26 protein-coding genes are annotated in these 22287 nt (G+C 61.4%); 18 read left to right on the forward strand and 8 right to left on the reverse strand.

All coding sequences use genetic code 11. The features are described 5' to 3' along the window. Positions 1–85 precede the first annotated feature (85 nt). Positions 86–1039, reverse strand: a complete 954-nt coding sequence (locus tag GC131_08875) for a hypothetical protein (protein MBI1274176.1) — start codon at positions 1037–1039, stop codon at positions 86–88. Positions 1040–1305: 266 nt separating this feature from the next. Between GC131_08875 and GC131_08880 the strand changes: the two genes are divergently transcribed. The 4 genes from GC131_08880 to GC131_08895 all read left to right on the forward strand — a co-directional run bounded on the left by GC131_08880 (position 1306) and on the right by GC131_08895 (position 4819). Then, the gene (locus GC131_08880; GenBank protein ID MBI1274177.1) at positions 1306–1620 is read left to right on the forward strand and encodes a co-chaperone GroES; all 315 of its coding nucleotides are present in this window, start codon (positions 1306–1308) and stop codon (positions 1618–1620) included. A 44-nt stretch (positions 1621–1664) separates the two neighbouring features. Continuing rightward, entirely contained in the window at positions 1665–3320 is a 1656-nt protein-coding gene (gene groL / locus GC131_08885) for a chaperonin GroEL (GenBank protein ID MBI1274178.1), read from the forward strand. A gap of 178 nt (positions 3321–3498) precedes the next feature. After that, positions 3499–3795: a 50S ribosomal protein L28 gene (locus GC131_08890; protein ID MBI1274179.1), complete on the forward strand. Its 297-nt coding sequence runs from the start codon at positions 3499–3501 to the stop codon at positions 3793–3795. 169 nt (positions 3796–3964) lie between these two features. After that, entirely contained in the window at positions 3965–4819 is an 855-nt protein-coding gene (locus GC131_08895) for a diguanylate cyclase (protein ID MBI1274180.1), read from the forward strand. Here the strand turns inward: GC131_08895 and GC131_08900 are convergent. After that, positions 4816–5859, reverse strand: coding sequence for a lipopolysaccharide heptosyltransferase family protein (locus GC131_08900; protein MBI1274181.1), 1044 nt, complete (start codon positions 5857–5859; stop codon positions 4816–4818). The genes GC131_08895 and GC131_08900 overlap by 4 nt on opposite strands. Positions 5860–5923: 64 nt before the next feature. Between GC131_08900 and grpE the strand changes: the two genes are divergently transcribed. The 3 genes from grpE (at position 5924) to dnaJ (ending at position 9778) form a co-directional block, all read left to right on the forward strand. Further along, positions 5924–6478 carry a nucleotide exchange factor GrpE gene (gene grpE, locus GC131_08905; GenBank protein MBI1274182.1) on the forward strand — a complete coding sequence of 185 codons (555 nt, stop codon included), beginning with the start codon at positions 5924–5926 and terminating at the stop codon, positions 6476–6478. Positions 6479–6667: 189 nt separating this feature from the next. Continuing rightward, positions 6668–8599 carry a molecular chaperone DnaK gene (gene dnaK, locus GC131_08910; protein MBI1274183.1) on the forward strand — a complete coding sequence of 644 codons (1932 nt, stop codon included), beginning with the start codon at positions 6668–6670 and terminating at the stop codon, positions 8597–8599. 63 nt (positions 8600–8662) lie between these two features. After that, on the forward strand, positions 8663–9778 hold the full coding sequence (dnaJ, locus tag GC131_08915) for a molecular chaperone DnaJ (protein ID MBI1274184.1): 1116 nt from the start codon (positions 8663–8665) through the stop codon (positions 9776–9778). 147 nt (positions 9779–9925) lie between these two features. Here dnaJ and GC131_08920 read toward each other — a convergent pair whose 3' ends face one another. From GC131_08920 to GC131_08930, 3 genes are read right to left on the reverse strand one after another with little or no spacing between them, the layout of a single operon-like run. Further along, complete coding sequence (locus GC131_08920; GenBank protein ID MBI1274185.1) at positions 9926–10528, reverse strand: DUF3800 domain-containing protein; 603 nt, start codon at positions 10526–10528, stop codon at positions 9926–9928. 36 nt (positions 10529–10564) lie between these two features. Next, on the reverse strand, positions 10565–10726 hold the full coding sequence (locus GC131_08925) for a DUF3800 domain-containing protein (GenBank protein MBI1274186.1): 162 nt from the start codon (positions 10724–10726) through the stop codon (positions 10565–10567). Between the two features lie 7 nt (positions 10727–10733). Then, complete coding sequence (locus tag GC131_08930; protein MBI1274187.1) at positions 10734–11267, reverse strand: methylated-DNA--[protein]-cysteine S-methyltransferase; 534 nt, start codon at positions 11265–11267, stop codon at positions 10734–10736. A 336-nt stretch (positions 11268–11603) separates the two neighbouring features. Between GC131_08930 and nth the strand changes: the two genes are divergently transcribed. The 3 genes from nth (at position 11604) to GC131_08945 (ending at position 14558) form a co-directional block, all read left to right on the forward strand. Next, on the forward strand, positions 11604–12233 hold the full coding sequence (nth, locus tag GC131_08935; GenBank protein ID MBI1274188.1) for an endonuclease III: 630 nt from the start codon (positions 11604–11606) through the stop codon (positions 12231–12233). A gap of 16 nt (positions 12234–12249) precedes the next feature. Then, on the forward strand, positions 12250–13248 hold the full coding sequence (locus GC131_08940) for an adenosine kinase (GenBank protein MBI1274189.1): 999 nt from the start codon (positions 12250–12252) through the stop codon (positions 13246–13248). A 62-nt stretch (positions 13249–13310) separates the two neighbouring features. Continuing rightward, positions 13311–14558 (forward strand): CCA tRNA nucleotidyltransferase, encoded by a 1248-nt coding sequence (locus GC131_08945; GenBank protein ID MBI1274190.1) that lies wholly within the window; start codon positions 13311–13313, stop codon positions 14556–14558. 12 nt (positions 14559–14570) lie between these two features. Here the strand turns inward: GC131_08945 and GC131_08950 are convergent, their stop codons facing one another. Further along, on the reverse strand, positions 14571–15284 hold the full coding sequence (locus tag GC131_08950) for a helix-turn-helix domain-containing protein (protein MBI1274191.1): 714 nt from the start codon (positions 15282–15284) through the stop codon (positions 14571–14573). Between the two features lie 91 nt (positions 15285–15375). Between GC131_08950 and GC131_08955 the strand changes: the two genes are divergently transcribed. Next, positions 15376–15882, forward strand: coding sequence for a hypothetical protein (locus GC131_08955; protein ID MBI1274192.1), 507 nt, complete (start codon positions 15376–15378; stop codon positions 15880–15882). Here the strand turns inward: GC131_08955 and GC131_08960 are convergent, their stop codons facing one another. Both GC131_08960 and GC131_08965 read right to left on the reverse strand, forming a co-directional pair. Further along, positions 15883–16104 carry a hypothetical protein gene (locus GC131_08960; protein MBI1274193.1) on the reverse strand — a complete coding sequence of 74 codons (222 nt, stop codon included), beginning with the start codon at positions 16102–16104 and terminating at the stop codon, positions 15883–15885. A gap of 323 nt (positions 16105–16427) precedes the next feature. Next, positions 16428–16712, reverse strand: a complete 285-nt coding sequence (locus GC131_08965; protein ID MBI1274194.1) for a hypothetical protein — start codon at positions 16710–16712, stop codon at positions 16428–16430. A gap of 17 nt (positions 16713–16729) precedes the next feature. Between GC131_08965 and GC131_08970 the strand changes: the two genes are divergently transcribed. The 7 genes from GC131_08970 (at position 16730) to GC131_09000 (ending at position 22284) form a co-directional block, all read left to right on the forward strand. Then, positions 16730–17164 carry a hypothetical protein gene (locus tag GC131_08970; protein ID MBI1274195.1) on the forward strand — a complete coding sequence of 145 codons (435 nt, stop codon included), beginning with the start codon at positions 16730–16732 and terminating at the stop codon, positions 17162–17164. Beyond that, complete coding sequence (locus GC131_08975) at positions 17109–18326, forward strand: ATP-binding protein (protein MBI1274196.1); 1218 nt, start codon at positions 17109–17111, stop codon at positions 18324–18326. Before GC131_08970 ends, GC131_08975 begins: the two co-directional genes overlap by 56 nt. Positions 18327–18347: 21 nt before the next feature. Beyond that, complete coding sequence (locus tag GC131_08980; GenBank protein ID MBI1274197.1) at positions 18348–19577, forward strand: phage portal protein; 1230 nt, start codon at positions 18348–18350, stop codon at positions 19575–19577. Next, positions 19577–20194 (forward strand): HK97 family phage prohead protease, encoded by a 618-nt coding sequence (locus GC131_08985; GenBank protein MBI1274198.1) that lies wholly within the window; start codon positions 19577–19579, stop codon positions 20192–20194. The genes GC131_08980 and GC131_08985 overlap by 1 nt, the downstream gene beginning before the upstream one ends. After that, positions 20191–21414 (forward strand): phage major capsid protein, encoded by a 1224-nt coding sequence (locus GC131_08990; protein ID MBI1274199.1) that lies wholly within the window; start codon positions 20191–20193, stop codon positions 21412–21414. Before GC131_08985 ends, GC131_08990 begins: the two co-directional genes overlap by 4 nt. A 30-nt stretch (positions 21415–21444) precedes the next feature. Continuing rightward, on the forward strand, positions 21445–21840 hold the full coding sequence (locus GC131_08995) for a hypothetical protein (GenBank protein MBI1274200.1): 396 nt from the start codon (positions 21445–21447) through the stop codon (positions 21838–21840). Between the two features lie 84 nt (positions 21841–21924). Continuing rightward, the gene (locus GC131_09000; GenBank protein MBI1274201.1) at positions 21925–22284 is read left to right on the forward strand and encodes a hypothetical protein; all 360 of its coding nucleotides are present in this window, start codon (positions 21925–21927) and stop codon (positions 22282–22284) included. Positions 22285–22287 lie beyond the last annotated feature (3 nt).

Raw genomic sequence — 22287 nt, forward strand, 5'->3', positions numbered from 1 at the left:
TTTTGTGCTTTTTGCAGTGCGAAAGCCCCTCGCCGTGGCCGGCGCGGCACAGCCCCCGGCCGGAGCCGGGGGCAATGCGGCTGGCTTAGTAGATCGGTTCGCAGACCGGCGTAGTGGCGCGTTTTTTCAACGGCACCGGCTTGAAGATGCCGCTGCCCGGCGTGCGCCAGTGGAATTCCAGTGCGATAAAGTAGCGTGGCATCTGCGCATAGATCAGACGGAAATCATGATCGCCCTTGGTCAGGTGTATGGTGGCGTAGGCCGCGCGCTGACCTTGGATCCTGTTCATGTTGACCAGCAGCCTGCCGTCAACCTTCAGGATTGCGGCGTCGTCCGCGTTTACATAGAAGGTATAATCGCCTTCCTGTTCGGCGGTGATTGCGCCGTTGTAGTCGATCACAAAACCTTCAACCAGATTGGGCACATGCGGGAAGCCGCGGCGGAAATCGCGGTTTGGCACATTGATGGTTTTGCTTTCTACGGTTGTAACGATGGAGCGTGTGCAAATATCATTCGGTACGGTTTCCTCGGCCACGCCATAACCCCAGCAACCGGAGGTGCTGTTGACGCAGGAAGCCGTATCCCATCCCTTGAGTTTATACACGTTGCCGAGCGCATAGCCTTTGTCACACCCGAAAATACATTCTTCTGTTGGCGGCGTGACGGTGGGCGGCGGCTCCTCGGTTTCCACGCATGAACGAAAGCTCACGCCCTGCGGCGGATGTTTTTTGAACTCGCCCCATTCCATTGCCGTCGCAAGCGGGACGAAATAGGTTCTCTCGCTGCTGTTGTCGATATAGACGCATTCACCGAACGGGCGGATGGGCGTGCCCGAAACGCCCGGGAACGACGCAGTCGCAATGTTGCAGTTTAACCGGCTGGCGAGCGTATTGCTGGATCCGCCCTGCAGGGCGAAGCATTGCGGTTCGGTTTGCACGGTTTCGCTCTGGCCGTTATCGCGGGTGTCATCCATGGCGGCTGCGGGCAGCGCGAGGCAACAGAGTGCGAGCGAAGCTATCAGGGCGTGGCGAAAATTCATGGCCTAAATCCTTTTAAAAAATACCTGCGCCAAAAGCTGCCGCAGCCCGTAACAGCTGTTTAATATAGGTAAATCATATGCCAGGGCTGTTAAGCGGCGGTTAAATCATTGATAAATATATGATAAATATAGATATTTTTAGTATGACACAGGCCTTGAAACCCGGATGGCAATGCCCTACATCTCTGGCACTCGCCGGAACAGAGTGCTAACAGGCGTATGTTCCGGGCCAGAAACAACCCAACTGCAAATAAGGAGCAGAAAATATGAAATTCCGTCCCCTGCATGACCGCGTGGTCGTACGCCGCCTCGAAGGCGAAACCAAGACATCCGGCGGCATCATCATTCCCGACACCGCCCAGGAAAAGCCGCAGGAAGGCGAGGTTGTCGCCGTCGGCCCCGGCGCGCGCGACGAAAGCGGCAAGCTGGTCCCGTGCGATGTGAAGGCGGGCGAGCGCGTGCTGTTCGGCAAATGGTCGGGCACCGAAGTGAAGATCGATGGTTCCGAATTCCTGATCATGAAGGAAAGCGACATCATGGGCGTGATCGAAAACGCCGGCAAGGCCAAGAAGGCGGCCTGAACCACACACGAATAACACCACAAGCTTAGAGAGAGGAAAATACCATGGCTGCCAAGGAAGTACGTTTTTCATCCGACGCGCGCGACCGCATGCTTCGCGGCGTGCAGATCATCGCCAACGCGGTTTCCGTCACGCTCGGTCCCAAGGGCCGTAACGTGCTGATCGAAAAATCGTTCGGCGCACCCCGTATCACCAAGGACGGTGTGACGGTTGCGAAGGAAGTCGAGCTTGCCGACAAGTTCGAAAACATGGGCGCGCAGATCGTGCGCGAAGCCGCAAGCAAGACGGGCGACGGTGCCGGCGACGGCACCACCACCGCGACCGTGCTGGCGCGCGAAATCGTGACCGAAGGCGCGAAGGCCGTGGCCGCGGGCATGAACCCGATGGACCTGAAGCGCGGCGTCGATAAGGCTGTCGAAGCCGTCGTCGAATACATCCAGGGCCTTGCGAAGAAGGTTTCGACCAGCGAGCAGATCGCGCAGGTCGGCACCATTTCCGCCAACGGCGACAAGGAAATCGGCAAAATGCTTGCCGACGCGATGGAAAAGGTCGGCAAGGAAGGCGTGATCACGATCGAGGAAGCCAAGAGCCTCGAGACCGAGCTGGATGTCGTCGAAGGCATGCAGTTCGATCGCGGCTATCTCAGCCCCTACTTCATCACCAACGCGGAAAAAATGATCTGCGAGCTGGAAAACCCCTACATCCTGCTGCACGAAAAGAAGCTTTCGAGCCTGCAATCGTTGTTGCCGGTTTTGGAAAGCGTCGTGCAATCCGGCCGTCCGCTGCTGATTGTCGCGGAAGAGGTCGAGGGCGAGGCGCTTGCCACGCTCGTGGTCAACAAGCTGCGCGGCGGCCTCAAGGTCGCGGCCGTCAAGGCGCCGGGCTTCGGCGATCGTCGCAAGGCGATGCTGGAAGACATGGCGATTTTGACCGGCGGCCAGGTGATTTCCGAAGATCTCGGGATCAAGCTTGAGAATGTCACGGTCGATATGCTCGGCACTTCGAAGAAGGTCCGTATCGACAAGGACAACACCACCGTCATCGACGGCGCCGGCAAGAAGAAGGATATCGAAGCCCGCTGCGGCCAGATCCGCCAGCAGGTTGAAGAAACCTCTTCCGACTATGATCGCGAAAAGCTGCAGGAACGCCTCGCCAAGCTGGCGGGCGGCGTGGCCGTGATCCGCGTCGGCGGTGCGACCGAGGTTGAGGTGAAGGAACGCAAGGATCGCGTCGATGACGCGATGCACGCGACCCGCGCCGCGGTCGAGGAAGGCATTGTCGCCGGGGGCGGCACCGCGCTTCTGTACGCCGCGAAGGCGATCGAGAAGCTGCGTGCCGGCAACGACGACGAACGCCGCGGCATCGAGATTGTCCGCCGCGCGCTGCAAGCGCCGGTGCGTCAGATCGCCGAAAACGCCGGTCAGGACGGTTCGGTCATCGTCGGCCGTTTGACCGACCAGAACGACACCAGCTACGGCTTCGATGCGCAGAAGGGCGAATATTGCGACCTTCTGAAGGCTGGCATTATCGATCCGGCCAAGGTCGTGCGCAGCGCGCTGCAGAACGCCTCGAGCGTCGCGGCGCTGCTGATCACCACCGAAGCCATGATCGCCGAAAAGCCCAAGAAGGAAGAAGCCGGCGGTGCCGGTATGGGCGGCGGTATGGGTGGTATGGGCGGCATGGGCGGGATGGACTTCTAAATCCCGGCATACGCCAGAGAACATGGGCCGCAGGGGAAACCCTGCGGCCTTTTTCTTTAAGTGATTGATTTACAAGGTTGAATAGCCTAAGGCGGGATAGAAACAGCTTGACTCCGTGCCCCCGGCTTCCCTATAAACCCCGCTTCGATAACGTTTTTTGACTTGAAGGAACTTCGTCATGGCACGCCAATGCGCCGTAACCGGCAAGAAGCCGCATTTCGGCAACAACGTCAGCCACGCCAACAACAAGACGCGCCGCCGCTGGCAGCCGAACCTGCAGCAGTGCAGCTTTCCGTCCGAAATTCTCGGCACCATGGTGCCGTTGCGCCTGACCGCGAACGGCGTGCGCACGGTGGAACACCGCGGCGGCATCGACGCCTATCTGCTTGGCGCCAAGCCGAGCGAGCTGACGCCCGTGACCAAGAAGCTGAAGAAGCGCATTGAAAAGGCGCAGAAGGCCAAAAAGGCCGCGTAACGATTTTTCCTGCTAAGTTCGAAACGGTCGCCCCATGCAACCATGGCGGTGCGGCCGTTTTGCTTTTGGGGCCGCATAACAGGCGTATGCGGCGTAAAATTTGCCATAAACTGCTGGCAGGCTTACCTTTAAGCGAAACTTTACCCGCGCGCATCCATAATGGCCGCCCATGATCCTGACAGGCGAAACATCGCTGGCCCGCGTGATCGACGACCATATCGATTGGTTCGTCGCATGGCACCGTTTGGCCTTTATCGCCATTGCCGGGCGCGCCGAACAGGCCAAGAATTTTCTGCCCCCGCCCGGCTTTGCCGCATGGTTCAAGGGCCCCGCGCAGCAATTGCCGCAAGACCAGCCGGTGATCGACCGCATCGCCGTTCTGCATGACCAGCTGCATACGCTCGCACGGCTGGTGCTGATGAAGGCGCCGGAAGGCGAAAGCGTGAGCGAGGCCGATTACAACGCCGTCACCGGCAAATACCACGCCTTCATGAACGGTGTGCGCCGGCTCGAGCGCGCCTTCGCGGTCGCGGCTTCCGGGCTTGATCTTTTGACGGGGCTGCGTTCCCGCGTCGGTCTTGCGGAAGACCTGATGCGCGAGCAGGGACGTTTCGCGCGCACCGGGCAAGCCTTCTGCCTTGCCATCGCCGATATCGACCACTTCAAGGCGATCAACGACAATCACGGCCACGATGTGGGCGATCATGTGCTGGCCGCCGCCGCCGATATCATCAGCCGCTCGATTCGTTCGTTCGACGACGCATACCGGCTGGGCGGCGAGGAGTTCCTGATCTGCCTCAAGGAAACGCCGCTGGCGCAGGCGCAGGTGGTGGTCGAACGTTTGCGCGGCGCGTTCGCCGAAACCCCCATTGCCGTGACCGGCAAACAGCCGCTTTCGGTCACCGCGTCATTCGGGCTGATCGAATCGAAGCGCGAACATACGATCGAGGAAATGCTGCACGCCGCCGATCAGGCGCTGTACCGCGCGAAAAAGGCGGGACGCAACCGCATCGAAGTCGCCTAGATAATTTCTTTCAGCAAATCGTCGAGCGCGCCGGTCACGGCTTCGACCGGGATCGCATCCATATCTGCGCGCATGCCGAAATTTTGCGCGCGCAAAATGCGCCCCCGCGGCGCGCGCGGCGCAAGCTTGGCGGGGTCTGTCGGCCCGAACAGGCTGACGAGCGGGCAACCCGCCGCTGCCAGCATGTGCGACGTGCCGCTGTCGTTGGCGGCGCAACATGTCAGCGTCGCGCCCAGCGCCAGCGTTTCCCCGAGGCTGATTTTCTCGTTTTCCCAGTGCGCGCGGTCCTGCAGCGGGAACAGCGCCTGCGGCACAGCTTCGGCTATCGGCGCGCGCCAGTCGATTTCGTCCGGGCCAAGGACGAAGACAGGCACGCGTTGCCGTGCGCCGCTTGGCTGCGCGGTTTGCGCCTGCGCGGCGGCAATGAATTTTTCGCGCGGCCAGACCTTAAGGCGGTTGCCGGCGCCGGGTGCAAAGCCCACATAGGTGCGCCCGTGCGGCAGCAGCGCGCGCGCCTTTTGCACCAAAGCCTGATCGAGCTGCAGTTTGCCTTCCGGTTTCGGTTCACGCCCGCTCGCGAGCGCGACGAGCTGCAGCAGCCGATCGACGAGATGCGGTTTCTTCGGCTGCAGCAGCGGCGCGATCAAGCCGGGTTTGCGGTCGGAAAACAGAAAGCGCCAGGCGGGCGTGATGAAAAGCTTGTGCGGCAGTTTTCTGGCAAGCAACGCTTCCTTCCAGCGCCCGCGCGTGTCGATGATAAGATCGTAATGCGGCGCGGCGGCTGTATCGGCCGTGCGGTTGCCGGTGTGCGGCAGCCATGCGGGCTGTTCGATCACTTCATCGATAAGGCCGCGCGTTTCGGCGCGCAGCGGGCCGCCATAGGCGCTTTTGCCCTTGCTGGTCAGCCAATGGATTTTGGCCTGCGGCCATGCGGCGCGCAGCGCGCGCGCGAAAGGCAGCTTCACGAGCGCATCGCCGATCAGATCGACCCCGACGATGACGGCGATTTTATGAATTTCCATATTGGTTTCCGCTTGCATGGCGTGAAGCTAAAGTGTTTTGCCCGGCTTGGCAAAGCCGCCCGCGCGCCCTATATAAGGCTGTATGACCGAGAAGCCGGAAACCGAAGATATCGCCGCCGACCAGCAGCCGGAAGCCGAAGACCGCGCCGCCCTGCTTGAAGCGCAAGCGGCGCAGCTGAAGGAACAGGCGCTGCGCGCACTGGCGGATGCCGAAAACACCCGCAAGCGCGCGGCCAAAGAACGCGAAGACATGGCGAAATACGCCGTGAGCAACTTCGCCAAGGAAATGCTGGCGGTCGGCGATAACCTTGATCGCGCGACCGCCGCCGTGCCGGAAGGCGATCAGGACCCCGGCTTCAAGAATTTGCTGGCGGGCGTGCAGGCGACCGGGCGGCAGCTTGTGTCCGTGCTGGAACGCTTCGGCATTATCAAAATGGAACCGCTGGGCCAGCCGTTCGACCCCAATTTCCACCGCGTGATGGTCGAGATCGACGACCCCGGCCATCCCGCCGGCACCGTGGTGCAGGTGATGCAGGCCGGCTATATGATCCATGATCGTTTGCTGCGCGAAGCCTTGGTCGGCGTTTCAAAGGGCGGCGCCGAAGCGCCGCCGCACAAGGTGGACGAAACGGCATAAAAATTTGCCGGCGTCATCTGTAACCATCTGTTTCATATAGGTTTTTCAGAGGCCTTGGGTATAAAAAATTGGCCCTGCCCATTGCAGAGCCGCAGGCGGGCACCTATATACATGGAAGCAAAGGATTTTTGGCCCCGCCCGAAGGCGCGGCCGTCACCATCAAACCGAAGAACAAGAAGGATATAGATTATGGGAAAAGTTATCGGCATCGATCTCGGCACCACCAATTCCTGCGTCGCCGTGATGGAAGGTTCATCGACCAAGGTGATCGAAAACACCGAAGGCGCGCGCACCACGCCATCCATCGTTGCCTTTTCCAATGCCGGTGAACGCCTGGTCGGTCAGGCCGCGAAGCGCCAGGCCGTGACCAATTCCCAAAACACCGTCTATGCCGTGAAGCGCCTGATCGGCCGCCCCTATAGCGACCCGATGGTGCAAAAAGATCTCGGCCTCATGCCCTACAAGATCGTCAAGCACAATAACGGCGATGCGTGGGTCGATGCGGGCGGCAAGCAATACAGCCCTTCCGAAATTTCCGCGTTCATTCTGATCAAGATGAAGGAAACCGCCGAAGCCTATTTGGGCGAAAAGGTCACGCAGGCCGTGATCACCGTGCCCGCCTATTTTAACGACAGCCAGCGGCAGGCGACCAAGGATGCCGGCAAGATCGCCGGGCTTGAGGTTCTGCGCATTATCAACGAGCCGACGGCCGCCGCGCTTGCCTACGGCATGGAAAAAAAGGGCCAGGGCAAGATCGCGGTTTATGACCTTGGCGGCGGCACGTTCGACGTTTCGATCCTTGAGATCAGCGAAGGCGTGTATGAGGTGAAATCGACCAACGGCGATACCTTCCTCGGCGGCGAAGATTTCGATAACCGCATCATCGATTTTCTGGCAGACGAGTTCAAAAAGGAACAGAGCATCGATCTGCGCCAGGACAGGCTGGCGTTGCAACGTTTGAAGGAAGCGGCCGAGAAGGCGAAGATCGAGCTTTCGACGCAGTTGCAGACCGAAGTGAACCTGCCCTTTATCACCGCCGACGCTTCGGGGCCGAAGCATCTGAGCGTGAAGCTCACGCGCGCCAAGCTGGAAGCGCTGGTGGGCGAACTGATCGCCCGCACCAAGGGCCCGTGCGAAAAAGCGCTGAAGGATGCCGATCTGAAGCCTTCGGATATCGACGAGGTGATTTTGGTCGGCGGCATGACGCGCATGCCCAAGGTGATCGAAACGGTGAAGGAAATTTTCGGCAAGGAACCCCATCGCGGCGTGAACCCGGACGAGGTGGTCGCCATCGGTGCCGCCATTCAGGGCGGCGTGCTGAAGGGCGAGGTGAAGGACGTTCTGTTGCTCGATGTTACCCCGCTTTCGCTGGGCATCGAAACGCTTGGCGGCGTGTTCACGCGCCTGATCGATCGCAACACCACGATCCCGACCAAGAAAAGCCAGGTGTTTTCGACCGCCGAGGACAGCCAGAATGCGGTGACGATCCGGGTGTTCCAGGGCGAACGCGAAATGGCGGCCGATAACAAGCTTTTGGGGCAATTCGATCTTGTCGGTATCCCGCCCGCGCCGCGCGGCGTGCCGCAGATCGAGGTGACGTTCGATATCGACGCCAACGGCATCGTGCATGTGGCGGCAAAGGACAAGGCCACGAACAAGGAACAGACGATCCGCATTCAGGCTTCGGGCGGCCTTTCGGACAGCGAGATCGACAAGATGGTCAAGGAGGCCGAGGCGAACGCGGAAGGCGACAAGAAGCGCCGCGAGAGCATCGAGGCCCGGAACCATGCCGACGCGTTGATCCACAGCACCGAAAAGACGCTTGCGGACGCGGGCGACAAGGTGAGCGCCGAGGACAAGAGTGCGATCGAAGCGGCAACGGCCGATCTGAAGGCCGTGCTCGACAGCGGCGAGGCCGATACCATCCGCAGCAAGACAGACGCGCTGGCGCAGGCTTCGATGAAGCTCGGCGAGGCCATGTACAAGCAGCAGCAGGAAGCGGGCGCCGAAGGCACGGCACCCGCCGGTGATGGCGCGGCCAAGCAGGGCGAGGAGCAGGTTGTGGACGCCGAATTTTCCGAAGTGGGCGGCGACGACGGCAAGCAAAGCAAATCCGCCTGATTGACGGAGAGTGCGCATGACGCAGGCGCGTAACACCGGGCGCAACCCCGATGCAGGCTTGGCATGAAAGTTTGCTATTACCAGACGCTTGGCATCGCCAAGGACGTGGATACGGCCGAAATAAAAAAGGCCTACCGCAAGCTGGCGATGCAGTTCCATCCGGACAAGAACCCGGGCGACAAGGCGGCGGAATCCAAGTTCAAGGAAATCAACGAAGCCTATGCGGTCTTGCAGGACGGCGAAAAGCGCGCCGCCTATGACCGGTTCGGCCATGCCGCGTTCGAACAAGGCGGCCCCGGCGGTTTCGGCGGCGCAGGTTTCGGCGGCTTCGATTTTGCCACCGGCTTTGCCGATATTTTCGACGAGATGTTCGGCGATATCATGGGCGGCGCGCGGGGGCGCGCCGGGCAGGGGCGCGGCGCCGATCTGCGCCACGATTTGCCGCTGACGCTTGAGGAAGCCTTTGCCGGCGTGGAAAAGGTTATCAACGTCGTTTCCTCGATCAGCTGCGAAAGCTGCGCCGGCACCGGCGCAAAACCGGGCAGCGGCGCGAGCGATTGCACGACCTGCAACGGCCGGGGCCGCGTGCGCGCGCAGCAGGGCTTTTTTACGATCGAGCGCGCCTGCGCCAGCTGCGCCGGACAGGGGCAGGTGATCAAGGATCCGTGCCGCAATTGCGCCGGGCAGGGCCGCGTGCGGAACGAACGCAAACTTTCCGTCAACGTGCCGGCGGGCGTGGAAGACGGCACGCGCATCCGCCTTTCGGGCGAGGGCGAGGCCGGCATGCGCGGCAACCAGCCGGGCGATCTTTATGTGATCCTTACCATCGACCCGCACAAATCATATCAGCGCGAAGGCGCCAACCTGTTTTGCCGCGTGCCGGTTGCAATGACTTCGGCGGCGCTTGGCGGGGCCGTGAACGTGCCGCTGATCGAGGGCGGGGAGATGGAAATCAAGATCGAGCCCGGCACGCAGCCGGGGCAGCAAATGCGCCTGCGCCAGAAGGGCATGAGCGTTTTGCGTACCGCCACGCGCGGCGATCTTTATGTCGAGCTCGCGGTCGAAACGCCTGTCAAGCTGAGCAAGCGGCAAAAAGAGCTGCTTGAGGAATTTGCGCGCGAGGGTGAAAAAGGCGGCGGCGGGATCGTCGGTAAAATCAAGGAAACGCTGCGGAAGTAGCTATCGCTTTGTTATATAAGTATATTTCTTTCTTCTCACACGAATTTTGTGTTTTTGTACACGAATTTTGTGTTACATTGTCCCTGCCAGCCGAGAGAGGGTTTGCCAACGCGAGCTCCAGTCTTCAATGACCTTGGTTGGCATTTTTTATGGAAATTCCTTAGAAAAGGTCCAAGGCTTGGCTGCATTCAATTTATACCTAGCCTTGTAAAAATAAACCTTGCCCTTTGGCGCTTCTACGTCATCCAGCCATGTGTTAAAAACCAAGGCCGGGCTGCTTTTCTTGGCTGTCTCAAACAAGCTGGATAATTCATCATGTGCTATGAAGGATTTGTTGAGAATAAAACAAAGAACATCGCACAGCTGAACAATATAATTATTGTTCGATTTTACAAAGTGAACTGAGTCGATGATTTTCTCTATGGGAATTTTCTTGTATCCGAAATCCGTTCCCAGCTGCTTGTATCGATCCAGATCATCAATGAGCCGTTGTTCAAATTCCTGATTTTCGTCGGCAATGAGCAGCCCGTGTACATCCAATTGCTTGAGGCGCTCTTCCGCCTTTTCAACAAGAAGGGTAAAAGCTGTTTGATGAATGTGGGGCCGGGCAAAATATTTGCATTTCTTGATGCAAACATAGCCTACGGCCATGTCTTCAAAGGAAATTGCAAGGTCTATGAGCTCATCGAAAAGCTTAAAGCTTTTGTTGGCGTCAATGTTTTTAAAATATCTGCCCTTGCGCCCATATATATTTGCGCCGTGAAATTCAAAATCAGTGTTGCGCGCTTACGGGCCAAAATATTTCTCGGCTACGCTGCGTATTGCATTTTCAATCAAACATACCTTGTCTGGGGGCACCATAAGGGCGGTCAAAACAAGGTATGGCTGATGTTGGTCTTTTAGATTAAGGCCAGTGTTGCCGGATTCATCAACATAGATAAGCCGCATATTATTCTTACGCCGCTTCTTTCGCGAACAGATCCGGTTTCACGCAATCCGCGCCTTCCGCCGCAAGCAGCGCGCGCTTCATGGGCAGGCCCCAGCCGAAGCCGTGCAGGCCGCCGTCGCTGCCGATCACGCGGTGACAGGGGATGATCACCGAAACCGGGTTCGAGCCCACGGCGGTGCCGACGGCGCGCACGGCCTTCGGCTTGCCCACGCGCCGCGCGATATCGGCATAAGACACGGTTTGCCCGTGCGGGATTTTCGCCAGGGCCTTCCACACAGCCGTTTGGAACGGCGTGCCGTGCAGCGCAACCGCGAGCTTCCACGGCGCTTTTCGCGGCGCGAACAAACGCCGCACAATCGCGCCCGCCCCCGCCGCTTGCGCGCCGGTTTGTTCCGCAAATTCGGTGGCGGCCCCGTAGGCCTTGCGCCAATGCCCGAGCCGCGCCTCAAGCGCTTCGCGGAAGGCGGTTTGCGTGTTTTTCCCGGGTAAAACGAAATCGAGCCGGAGAAGCCTTTCGGCTTCGTCCAGCCCGATGAGCATTCCTGCGGCTGCCTTCTCCGGCAAAACCGGGAATGCTAAGGGATGGCAGCTCCACCGCACCAGGCGCGGTGGCTTTTGCGCGACAGTGATTTCTAATCCCGTCGGACAATTGACAACCTGCGGAGCTGCCATCGACTTCATCATATCATATCCCTTCATTCCGGCTGCAAAAAAGCGCACAAGATGATTGCGTTATTGGGTTATATTATTATGAGTCGGGGCCAAATGGAAAGCACGATCAGAAACTTGCGTGATGCATCCGCAAGCATACATCAAAGGACGCCCGCCAAGCATCTGAAGGCGTTGTAAAAGCCGGGGAATGACAAAAAAATGCCAATGAAACCGGCCGCCATTAACGAATTTTTTGCGCGCCTCGCGGCGCAAAAACCCGCGCCGAAGACCGAGCTTGAATACGTGAACACCTTCACGCTGCTGGTCGCGGTCGTGCTTTCGGCGCAAGCGACCGATGTGGGCGTGAACAAGGCGACGCGTACGCTGTTCAAGGTTGCGGACAGCCCGGAAAAAATGTTGCGGCTCGGCGAGGCGGGTTTAAAAAAATACATCAAGACCATCGGCCTGTTCAACGCCAAGGCGAAGAACATCATCGCGCTTTCGAAAATATTGCACGAACATCACGGCGGCGAGGTACCGCGCCCGCGCGAAGCCTTGCAGGAACTTCCCGGCGTCGGCCGCAAGACCGCGAACGTGGTTTTGAACTGTGCTTTCGGCGAACCGACCATCGCGGTCGATACCCATGTGTTCCGGGTGGCCAACCGCACCGGGATCGCGCCGGGCAAAACACCGGAAGCGGTCGAGCAAAAGTTGCTGCGGGCCGTGCCCGCGCGCTGGAAGCCGCATGCCCATCACTGGCTGATTTTGCACGGGCGCTATGTGTGCAAGGCCAGAAAGCCCGCATGCCCCGATTGCATTGTGCGCGATTTGTGTGCATATAAACTCAAAACCTGAACCGCGTGAGGATAAAATGACCGAGAAATACGACGTTTGCGCCATCGGCAACGCCATTGTGGATGTGATATCGACCGCGGAAGATGTGTTCCTTGAGCGCGAAAAGATCGCCAAGGGCGCGATGATGCTGATCGACGCCGACCGTGCCGAAAGCCTGTATGCCAAGATGGGCACGGCGGTCGAATCTTCGGGCGGCAGCGCGGGCAACACCGCCGCCGGCCTCGCTTCGCTCGGTTCCGCCGCCAGCTTCATCGGCAAGGTGCGCGACGACCAGCTCGGTGCGATCTTCAGCCATGACATGCGCGCGATCGGCGTGCATTTCTCGACCCCGCCGGCGCAGGAAGGCCCCGCCACCGCACGCAGCCTTATCTTCGTGACCCCGGACGCGCAGCGCAGCATGAACACCTATCTTGGCGCTTGCGTCGAGTTCGGCGTGATCGATCTGCAGCCCGATTTGATCCGCGCTTCGGACATCACCTATCTTGAAGGCTATCTGTTCGACAAGCGCCCGGCGCAGGAAGCTTTCCGCGAAGCCGCGCGGCTCGCACGCAGCGCCGGGAAGAAAATGGCGCTGACGCTTTCCGATACTTTCTGCGTCGATCGCCACCGCGATGCTTTCCTCGCATTGGTGAAGGAAGGCACGGATATCCTGTTCGCCAATGAAAACGAGCTGAAATCGCTTTATCAGGTCAGCAGCTTCGAAGAAGGCCTGGCGGCGGCGCGGACGCAATGCGCGATGGTTGTCGGCACGCGCAGCGAAAAGGGCGCCGTGATCGCGGCGGGCGATGAAACCGCCGAGGTTGCAGCCGCTTCCTGCCCCAAGGTTGTCGATACCACGGGCGCGGGCGACCTGTTCGCGGCCGGGTTCCTGCACGGGCTTGGCCGCAAGTTGCCGCTTGCGGTTTGCGGCCGTATCGGCGCCATCGCGGCGGCGGAGGTGATCGGCCATGTCGGCCCGCGCCCGCAAACCAACCTGAAGCGGCTGGTGGAACAGAAGCTGGCCGAAAGCGCCTAGCGCCCGCCGCATGCCCGCAAGCGCGATTGTGCGACGCCCCGCGCCGCTGGTATGATCGCGCCATGACAAGCCGCCCGCCCGCAAGGCTCAATACCGCCGACCATCCCTGGATGGCCGCGCCCGCGCTGCGCCAGCTGTTCGATGCCGCGCAGGCGGCGGGGGCAGAGCTGCGCGTTGTCGGCGGCGCGGTGCGCAACACTTTGCTTGGCGCGCCGGTGCATGAAATTGATTGCGCCATCAATGTGCCGCCGGAAAAATGCGAAAACATTTTACAGAATGCCGGCATCAAAACGGTGCGTACCGGCTTCGAATACGGCACGATTACGGCGGTGACCGCGCAAAAGGGCGGAGAGCGCGCGTTCGAGATCACCAGCCTGCGCGCCGATATACGCACCGATGGCAGGCGCGCCAACGTGACCTATACGACGAATTGGGAGGTGGACGCGCAGCGGCGCGATTTCACCATCAATGCGCTCTATGTCGATAGCGGCGGCAAACTATACGATTATTGCGGCGGCGCCGACGATCTGCGCGCACAGCGCATACGTTTTATCGGCGACCCGGCCGCGCGTATCGCCGAGGATCATTTGCGCATTTTGCGCTTTTTCCGCTTTCATGCCTGGTACGGGCCGGACGAAGGGCGCGGCGCGATGGATGCCGGGGCGCTTGCTGCCTGCGCCGCGCTGGCCGAAAGCCTGCGCGCGCTTTCGGCCGAGCGGGTGTGGCAGGAATTGCGCAAGCTTCTGGCCGCGCCGCGGCCAGCGCCCGTTCTTGCAGCCATGATCGCGCAGGATATTTTGCAAAAGGTTTTGCCCGAAGCTGAGGGCGCGGAACGGTTGGCACGGCTTGCCGAGGTGCAGCGTCGCCACGGCGTGCCGGATCTGATGCCGCGCATGGCCGCGTTGCTGCCTGCGGGCGTGGAGACGGCACGGCAGATCGCGGCGCGTCTGCGCTTTTCGCACGACGAAACCGAACAGTTGCTGGTGCTTGCCCGCGCGCCCGCGCTTGAAGGCCTGGATGATCGCGCGCTGCGCGCGCTGCGTTACCGCCACGGCGAGCGCGCCTGCCGCTTCTGGATTTCGCTTGCGGGCGCCGATGGCATGATGGGCGATATCGGGCCCGCGCTGCAATTGCTGCGCACATGGCAGCCGCCCGTTTTTCCGCTCGGCGGGGAAGATGTTCTGGCGCGCGGGATCAAGCCCGGGCCGCGCGTGGGCGCGCTTTTGCAGCAGGTCGAGGCCTGGTGGGCGGAAGATGATTTCGCGCCCGCGCGCGACGATTGCCTCGCGAAGCTGCAGGCGCTGATCTAGCGCTTTGCCGCGCTAGCCTTCGCTCAGGCCCACAACGCAATGCATTTCGGCAATATCGGCGCGCTGCACCTTGAATTTGCACACGCCCGGGTGCCACGAGCGCACTTCGATCAACGCACCCTTTTCGCCGACATATTCGTGGATGCGCACGGCTTTGTTTTTCATTACCAGCACGACGCCCTGCCCGGCCGCGGGAAGCTTGTGCGGGTTGACGAACAACAACTGGCCGGGGCGGAACATGGGGATCATGGCCGTGCCCGTCATATACAGCGCATAAGCGCCCTGCGCGTGGCCGAGAAAGGCGGGGCGCGGCACGAAATCGACCGCTTCGCCGCTGAAATGCAGCTGCGCCGCGTTGCGGCTTTTATGTGCAAGCGCCCGCACCTGCAAAAGATTTTGCCGCGCTTCCTTGCCGCCCTGCGCCACCACGGCGCCCGGAAACACGGCGGCGGTATGCCATGATTTGGCCGGCTGTTCGCCCGCCCGCGCCGGCATCAGCGCGCGCGGATCGCATTCCAGCGGTTTTGAAAGCCGCACCATCCAATCGACCGTGAGGCGGCGGGCGCCTTTTTCGAGCTTGTCAATCTGGCCCTTGCTTGTGCCTGCGGCATCGGCCAGCTGCTGCATGGTCAGGCCGCGGGCGCGGCGGAATTCCTTGATTCGGTTAAGCTGGCTCATGGGCCTCATGTGTACAAAATGAATACGGTTCTTGCAAATAGTATCCATATTGGATACAGTCCCGGTCCGCCTTCCGGGGAAGGTTGATTCAGGGAGGGGCGCGTTTCAGGCGGCGTTTATTTTAAAAGGAGGAACAGGGATGGCGGGCAAGCGGCATATCGTAAGGCGCGGCAAGCACCGGCTGCGCGGCGGCGCGAACGGGGCCGACCATGGCCCGGCCGAGCGCTGGCAGCATAGCGGGCGCGCGTTTGAATATACCGAACATGCGGGCGTGCTGGCGGCGCGGGCGCTTGAAGAAAACATCCTCGACCGGCTGGCGCTTTCGTGCCTGATTACCGACGAGCAGTGCGAGGCCGGGCTGAGGCTGCGGGCCGATTATCTGGGCGCACGGCTCGAAGCGCGGCAGATCGGCTGCTACAACCCGGCGCGCAGCATCAACAACGGCCATGATGGCGGCTATGAACGAAACGAGGCGGAGGAAGCGGCCTACCGCCGCTGGCGGCATGCGGTTCGGGCCATCGGCATCATCGATAGCGATACGATAGTCACCGTATGTTGCCATGACCGCGCGCCATGCGCGCACCAGCTGCCCGCACTATTGCGCGGCCTTGAAAGATTGCTGAAATGGTATGGATTGCGGAGCTAGCTAGACCAGCACGTCAACCCGGGCGCCGCGGCGGTTATTATCTTCCGCCCGTATTTCTTTTTCCACGGCGCGCTCGTTTTGCACTTCGCGTTGCGCTTCGGCTTGCAAGGCTTCGCGGCGCTGGTCGCGGTCATTGTTGCGCACCGGCTCGCGGCGCTCAACTTCGCGCGCGGGCGGCGGCGTGCGGATTTGCGCGCTCGTGGCAGACGTGACATCAGGCATGATGATCTCCCCTCTTCATGGCAAATGCGTTATGGATCCATTGTGCGACTGCGAAGCTAAGAAAATGTTAAGCCGCGCCAACAGGCCTGCATGCCCTTGAATTTCCTGCCCCCGTAAGAAACCGTTTACCATGATATCTGTTGTCGCCGGAAAGAAATACGATATGAACCCGGATAGCCGAGGGCTGCGCGGGCTCGTATTTTCACCGAATGCTTTTGTTTTTATCGATGTCGTGGGCGACGCATCCTGGTTTGCCGTACGGGATTGTTCCCGCTCTTCGTCACGTTCGGCGCGGGCTTGACGATTGCCGCCATGCGGCCCTGTCACATCGTGATAGAAAAAAACTTTACGCGCATTTTGCGCAGGAAATTCATGCACGCGCGCGCGGGTACGGCGTAAAAAGATGCGACCGCGCAAAAATTTCCTTGACCTTTATGCGCCGTTCGGCTATTGACTGTGGCAGAGGCCGTGCGCGCAAAGACGGAATCGGCCGGGAAAACGAAAAAACAAAAAAAGAAATTTCCGGGTTCGCTCGTTGCAACGGTTTTGAAGGTCATACCAGCCGCCTGATGCTTGTCAGGCGGTTTTTTCATGCGTTTTTCGCGCATTCTCAAACGTAAACATCATGGCCGGAGACAGCACAACGCAGGGCCTGCAACGGCTCAGGCGCAAACATGCCGCGCGGCCGCGCAAGAAAGCGTCGCGCGCAAAGGGCAAAACAGCGATTCGCACGCATGCCGGGATCGACCCCGGCCTGCCGATCGCGACATTGATCGAGCTGATGACAAGCAGCGACAGCGATAGCGCGCGGATCGCGGCGGCCAAGGTGCTGCTGGACCGCAGCTGGAAGGAAGGCGGCAACATGGCCGGCGAACAAGACGATCAGGGCAGACAAGACGGACAAAGCGCCGCAGGCGCAGACGGGCAGGAGCGGCTTGACGTTATCGCGGCAATATCGCGACTGCTTGACGAGCTTGCCGCTGCCAAGGCTGCACGCGACGCTGATGCGGCTGGCGTGGATAAGCAGGGCCCGGCCAAACCAGCTTCAACCGGCGGGTGACGCGCGCCTTTGGTATATCAGCGCGGGCCGGGGCTGGGGCAAAACCCTGGCGGGCGCGCAATGGCTGGCTGCCCGCGCGTTGTGGCATGACGGCGCACGCTGCGCCGTTGTGGCGCCGACCTATGCCGACGCGCGCGACACATGTGTCGAGGGGCCGAGCGGTTTGCTGACGATTTTGCCTCCCGGCTGCGTAGCGCAATGGAACCGCAGCAGCGGAGAGTTGTATTTTTTTAACGGCAGCCGCGCGCGCCTGTTTTCGGCCGACCAGCCGGAGCGGCTGCGCGGTCCGCAACATCATTATGCCTGGTGCGATGAATTTGCGGCATGGAACAGCGGGGAGGCGTTCGACCAGCTTTTGTTCGGGCTTCGGCTCGGGGATGCGCCGCGCGCCGTAATCACGACCACGCCGCGCGCGCGCCCCTGGGTTACAAGCCTGATGCAGCGCGCCGCGCGCGGCCTCGATGTGACGCTTACGCACGGTACGACCTATGACAACGCCGCCAATCTGCCGCCCGACGTGCTGGCGCAGTTGACGGAACGTTATGCCGGCACGCGCTTGGGCCGGCAGGAACTGATGGCGGAGTTGCTGGCCGACGATAGCGAAAGCATGTGGCAGCGTGCGCAGCTTGATGCGCTGCGCGTCGATGCCGCGCCCGCGCTGGTGCGCACCGTGGTCGCGATCGACCCGGCCATGAGCCATGGGCCGGACAGCGACGAAACCGGGATTGTCGCCGCCGGGCTGGGCGCGGACGGATTTTTCTATGTGCTGGCTGATGCCAGCCGCCGCGCGCGCCCCGAGATTTGGGCCGATGCGGCGCTGGAACTGTATCGCGCGCTGAACGCCGATTTGATCGTGGCGGAGGTGAATGCGGGCGGCGCGCTGGTCGAACAGCTTTTGCGCAGCCGCCAGGGAGGCGCGCGTTTCAAGGCCGTGCATGCGTTGCGCGGCAAGGTCGAGCGCGCGCTGCCCATCGCCGCCTTGTACGAACGCGGATGCGTACGGCACGCCGCCGCGTTGCCGGCGCTGGAATTGCAGATGACGCAGATGCGCTATGGCGGAGAGGATTCGGGCGGCTCGCCCGACCGGGTGGACGCGCTTGTGTGGGCGTTGACGGAACTTGCGGCGCACAACGCCGCGCCGCCGCGTGTGCGGATGATTTGACAACAGGACGGGAACAAACAAATGGCGATACGCGAATGGATCGGGAAGATCGTGCAGGCGGAGGCGGCCAAAACCAGCGCCGCCGGACCCGTCGTGGCATGGAGCAGCATCGGCCGCCCGCGCTGGACCCCGCGCCGCTATGACGCGCTTTCGGACGAAGGCTTCCGCAAAAACGTCGTGGCGTATCGTTGCGTTTCACTGCTTTCGCACGCCGTCGGCGCGATCCCGTTTTTGCTGTACGGCGCGGCGGGGGAAGAGATGGACCGCCACCCTTTGCTGCGGCTTTTGACGCACCCGAACCCGGGGCAGGACGGCACGGTTCTGCGCGAAAACATGGTCGCGCATATTTTGCTGGCCGGTAACGCCTATGTCGAGGCCGTACAGCCGGGCGACGATGCGCCGCCGCAGGAGCTTTATGTGCTGCGGCCCGATCGCATGCGCGTGGTGCCCGGCGCTGCGGGTTTACCGCTCGCGTACGAATACAGCGTGGGCGAACGCACCGCGCGCTGGCCTGCCGACCCGCTGACGGGGGCGAGCAACATTCTGCATCTGAAATCCTTTCACCCGCTCGACGACTGGTACGGCATGGCGCCGCTCGAAGCTGCGCTGATGGCGGTGGACCAGCACAATGCCGCCAGCGCATGGAACCAGGCCATGCTGAATAACGCCGCGCGGCCTTCGGGCGCGCTGGTGTTCGCACCGCGCGAAGGGCCCGCGACCCTGAGCGACGAGCAGGTACGGCGCTTGAAGGAAGAATTGAACGAACATTACCAGAGCGCGCGCAACGCCGGGCGGCCCTTGATCCTTGAAGGCGGGCTGGAATGGCAGACGATGTCGCTTTCGCCCGTGGATATGGACTGGCTTGCGGGGCGCGATGCGGCGGCGCGCGATATTGCGCTCGCGTTCGGCGTGCCGGCGCAGCTTGTCGGCATCCCCGACGCGCAATCCTACGCCAACATGCAGGAAGCGCGGCTGGCTTTGTACGAGGAAACCGTTCTGCCGCTGGCGGAGCGGCTGGTCGGCGCGCTTAACCACTGGCTTGCACCCATGTTCGGGGACGGGTTGCGGCTTGCGATCGACCGCGACGAGATCGCTGCGCTGACGCTGCGCCGCGACACGCTGTGGGACAAGTTGCAGGGCGTGAGTTTCCTGACCGTCAACGAAAAACGCCATGCGGTCGGCTATGCGCCTCTGCCCGGCGGCGACCGGCTTGAAGATGCGCCGCCCAGGAAAAAGAAAGGAAACCCATAATGGAACATCTGACGCGAACGCTTGCGATCAAGGATATTAGCGGCAGCGGGATTTTTACCGGCTACGCCAGCGTGTTTGGCATGCGCGACGACCATAACGAAACCGTGGCGGCGGGCGCTTTCGTGCGCACGCTGCAGCGCTGGCGGCAACAGGGGCGCATGCCCGCCTTGCTGTGGATGCACGACCCGGGCCAGCCCGTGGGCATCTGGCAGGATTTGCGCGAAGACGAAAACGGCCTTGCGGTGCAGGGCCGGCTCGCGCTGCGCACGCAAAAGGGAATGGAGGCGTACGAGCTTTTGAAGCTCGGGGCCGTGACCGGGCTTTCGATCGGCTACCGCGTGGTTGAAAGCCGCGTGGCGCCTGCCGCCAAGGCGGGCCGCCCCGGCAGGCTTTTGACCGACATCGATCTGTTCGAAATTTCACTGGTTACCTTTCCGGCCAACGACGCGGCGCGCATTCACCATGTGAAAGCGCCGATCGCCGGTCCGAAAAACGCCAGCGGCGCCATGCGGGCGGCTGCTGCGCGGCTGAACCGTGCCGCCCGCACACTCGGGACGGCGGCGGACGGAAAAACCGCGCCGCGCGGCTCCGGCAACAAGGAAGGAAAGAAAGTATGATCGATATGAATGACGTACAAACGGCGGCCGAGACGCTCGGTCGCGCGTTCGAGGAGTACAAGGATACCAACGACCGGCGCCTGAGCGCGCTGGAAAGCAAGGGCAGCACCGACGTTTTGTACGACGACAAGCTGCGCCGGCTCGATGGCACCATCACCACGCTGCAGACCGACATCAGCCAGATGAAAACGGCGATGCGCCGCCCCGCCGGCGCAACCGCGCTGCCGCAGCCGCGCGAGGAAAGCGAATACAAACAGGCTTTTCTGCGCTACGTGACCAAGGGCCACGATCAGGACCTTGCCGCGCTGCAAAGCAAGGCTTCGGTGCTGACCGACCCCGAGGGCGGCTATAGCGTACCGGCAGAACTTTCCGAGCGGATCGTCACGCGCCAGTTCGACACCACGCCGATGCGCCAGCTCGCGACCGTGATGAGCGTTTCATCGGACGCGGTCGAAATGCTGCGCGATACCAACGAGGCCGAAGCCAGCTGGGTTTCCGAACTCGCGACCCGCAGCGATACCGATCAGGGCAGCATCGGGCGCATACGCATCCCGGTGTTCGAGCTGCACGCGCAGCCGCGCGCGACCCAGAAGCTTCTGGACGACGCGGTCATCAATATCGAGGAGTGGATGATCGGCAAGGTCGCCGACCGCTTCGCGCGGCGCGAGAACGCGGCCTTTGTGACCGGCGATGGCGTGACGCAGCCGCGCGGCTTCACAAGCTACACCACGGCCGCGACCGGCGACGCCACCCGTTCGTGGGGCGTGCTTGAGCATGTGAACACCACGGCCGACGGCGCTTTTCCCGCCAGCAACCCAGCCGACAAGCTGATCGAGCTGATGCACAAGCTGAAGGCCGGCTACCAGCCCAAGGCCGCATGGCTGATGCCGCGCGCGGTTTCGGAAGCGATCCGCAAGTTCAAGGAAAACACCACCAGCGCCTATATATGGCAGCCGGGCCTGCAGGCCGGGCAACCCGCCACGCTGCTGGGTTTCCCGATCCACCTTGCCGAAGACATGCCGACGCTGGCGGCGGGCAGCCTTTCGCTCGCTTTCGGCAATTTCGGGGACGGCTACACGATCGTTGACCGTATCGGCGTGCGCATCTTACGCGATCCGTACACGGCGGCGCCGTTCGTGAAGTTCCGCTGCTCGAAGCGTGTAGGCGGCGATGTCACCAACTTCGAGGCGATCAAGCTGCTTCGCTTCTCGGCAACATAAAACCCAGGAAAGACAAAGGAGAAAAAGACAATGGCAACACGTGATCTTGCAAACAACGTGGACGTGGCGCAAAGCCTCGTGCCCGCCGCGCGCAGCGCGACCGGCACCGGCAGCGCCATTGATCTGCGCGGCTATGGCAGCGCGATGGTGGTGGTCAGCTTCGGCGTATGGACCGACGGCACCCACACCCCTTCGCTGGAACATTCGGTGGACGGCACCAGTTTTTCGGCGGTCGGCACTGCCGACATCAGCGGAACCTTCAGCGCCGTCAGCGGCACGGGAGGCAGCAACACGGTGCAACGCGTCGGCTATATCGGGGAGCGGCGCTATGTGCGCGCCCTGATGACGGTGACGAGCGGCACTTCGGGCGCGCTTTCGTCCGTCAACATCGCGCGCGGCCATCCGCACAATGCGCCGCTTGCCTAAAGGGCAAGCCAGCCGCGGATGGCGGGGGAAGGGGCCTATGTGCCCCTTCCCCCTTTTTATTTTCCAACATTGCAAGGGGGTATCATGCGTACCACTGTCGTTAATCTGCTCGATAACCTGCCGGTGACGATCGCCAGCGGGCAATCGATCACGTCCGATCTCAATCTCGGCGGCCTGCGCCTGTTCGGCATCGTCATGCCCGCAAGCTGGACCGCCGCCAACCTGACCTTCCAGTCCAGCCACGATTACGGCATCACCTGGAACAATGTTTATGACAAACAGGGCACCGAATATAACATTACCGCCGCGGCTGCGCGTTTCATCCTGATCGACCCGGTCGATTTCGCTTCGCTGCAATATCTGCGCTTGCGTAGCGGCACTTCGGGCACGCCGGTCAACCAGGCAGCCGACCGCACCGTCAATTTCGTTCTGCGTTCGATCTAGGCG

It is taken from the genome of Alphaproteobacteria bacterium (assembly GCA_016124955.1).
In the GTDB taxonomy this organism is placed as follows: Bacteria; Pseudomonadota; Alphaproteobacteria; order UBA9219; family RFNS01; genus RI-461.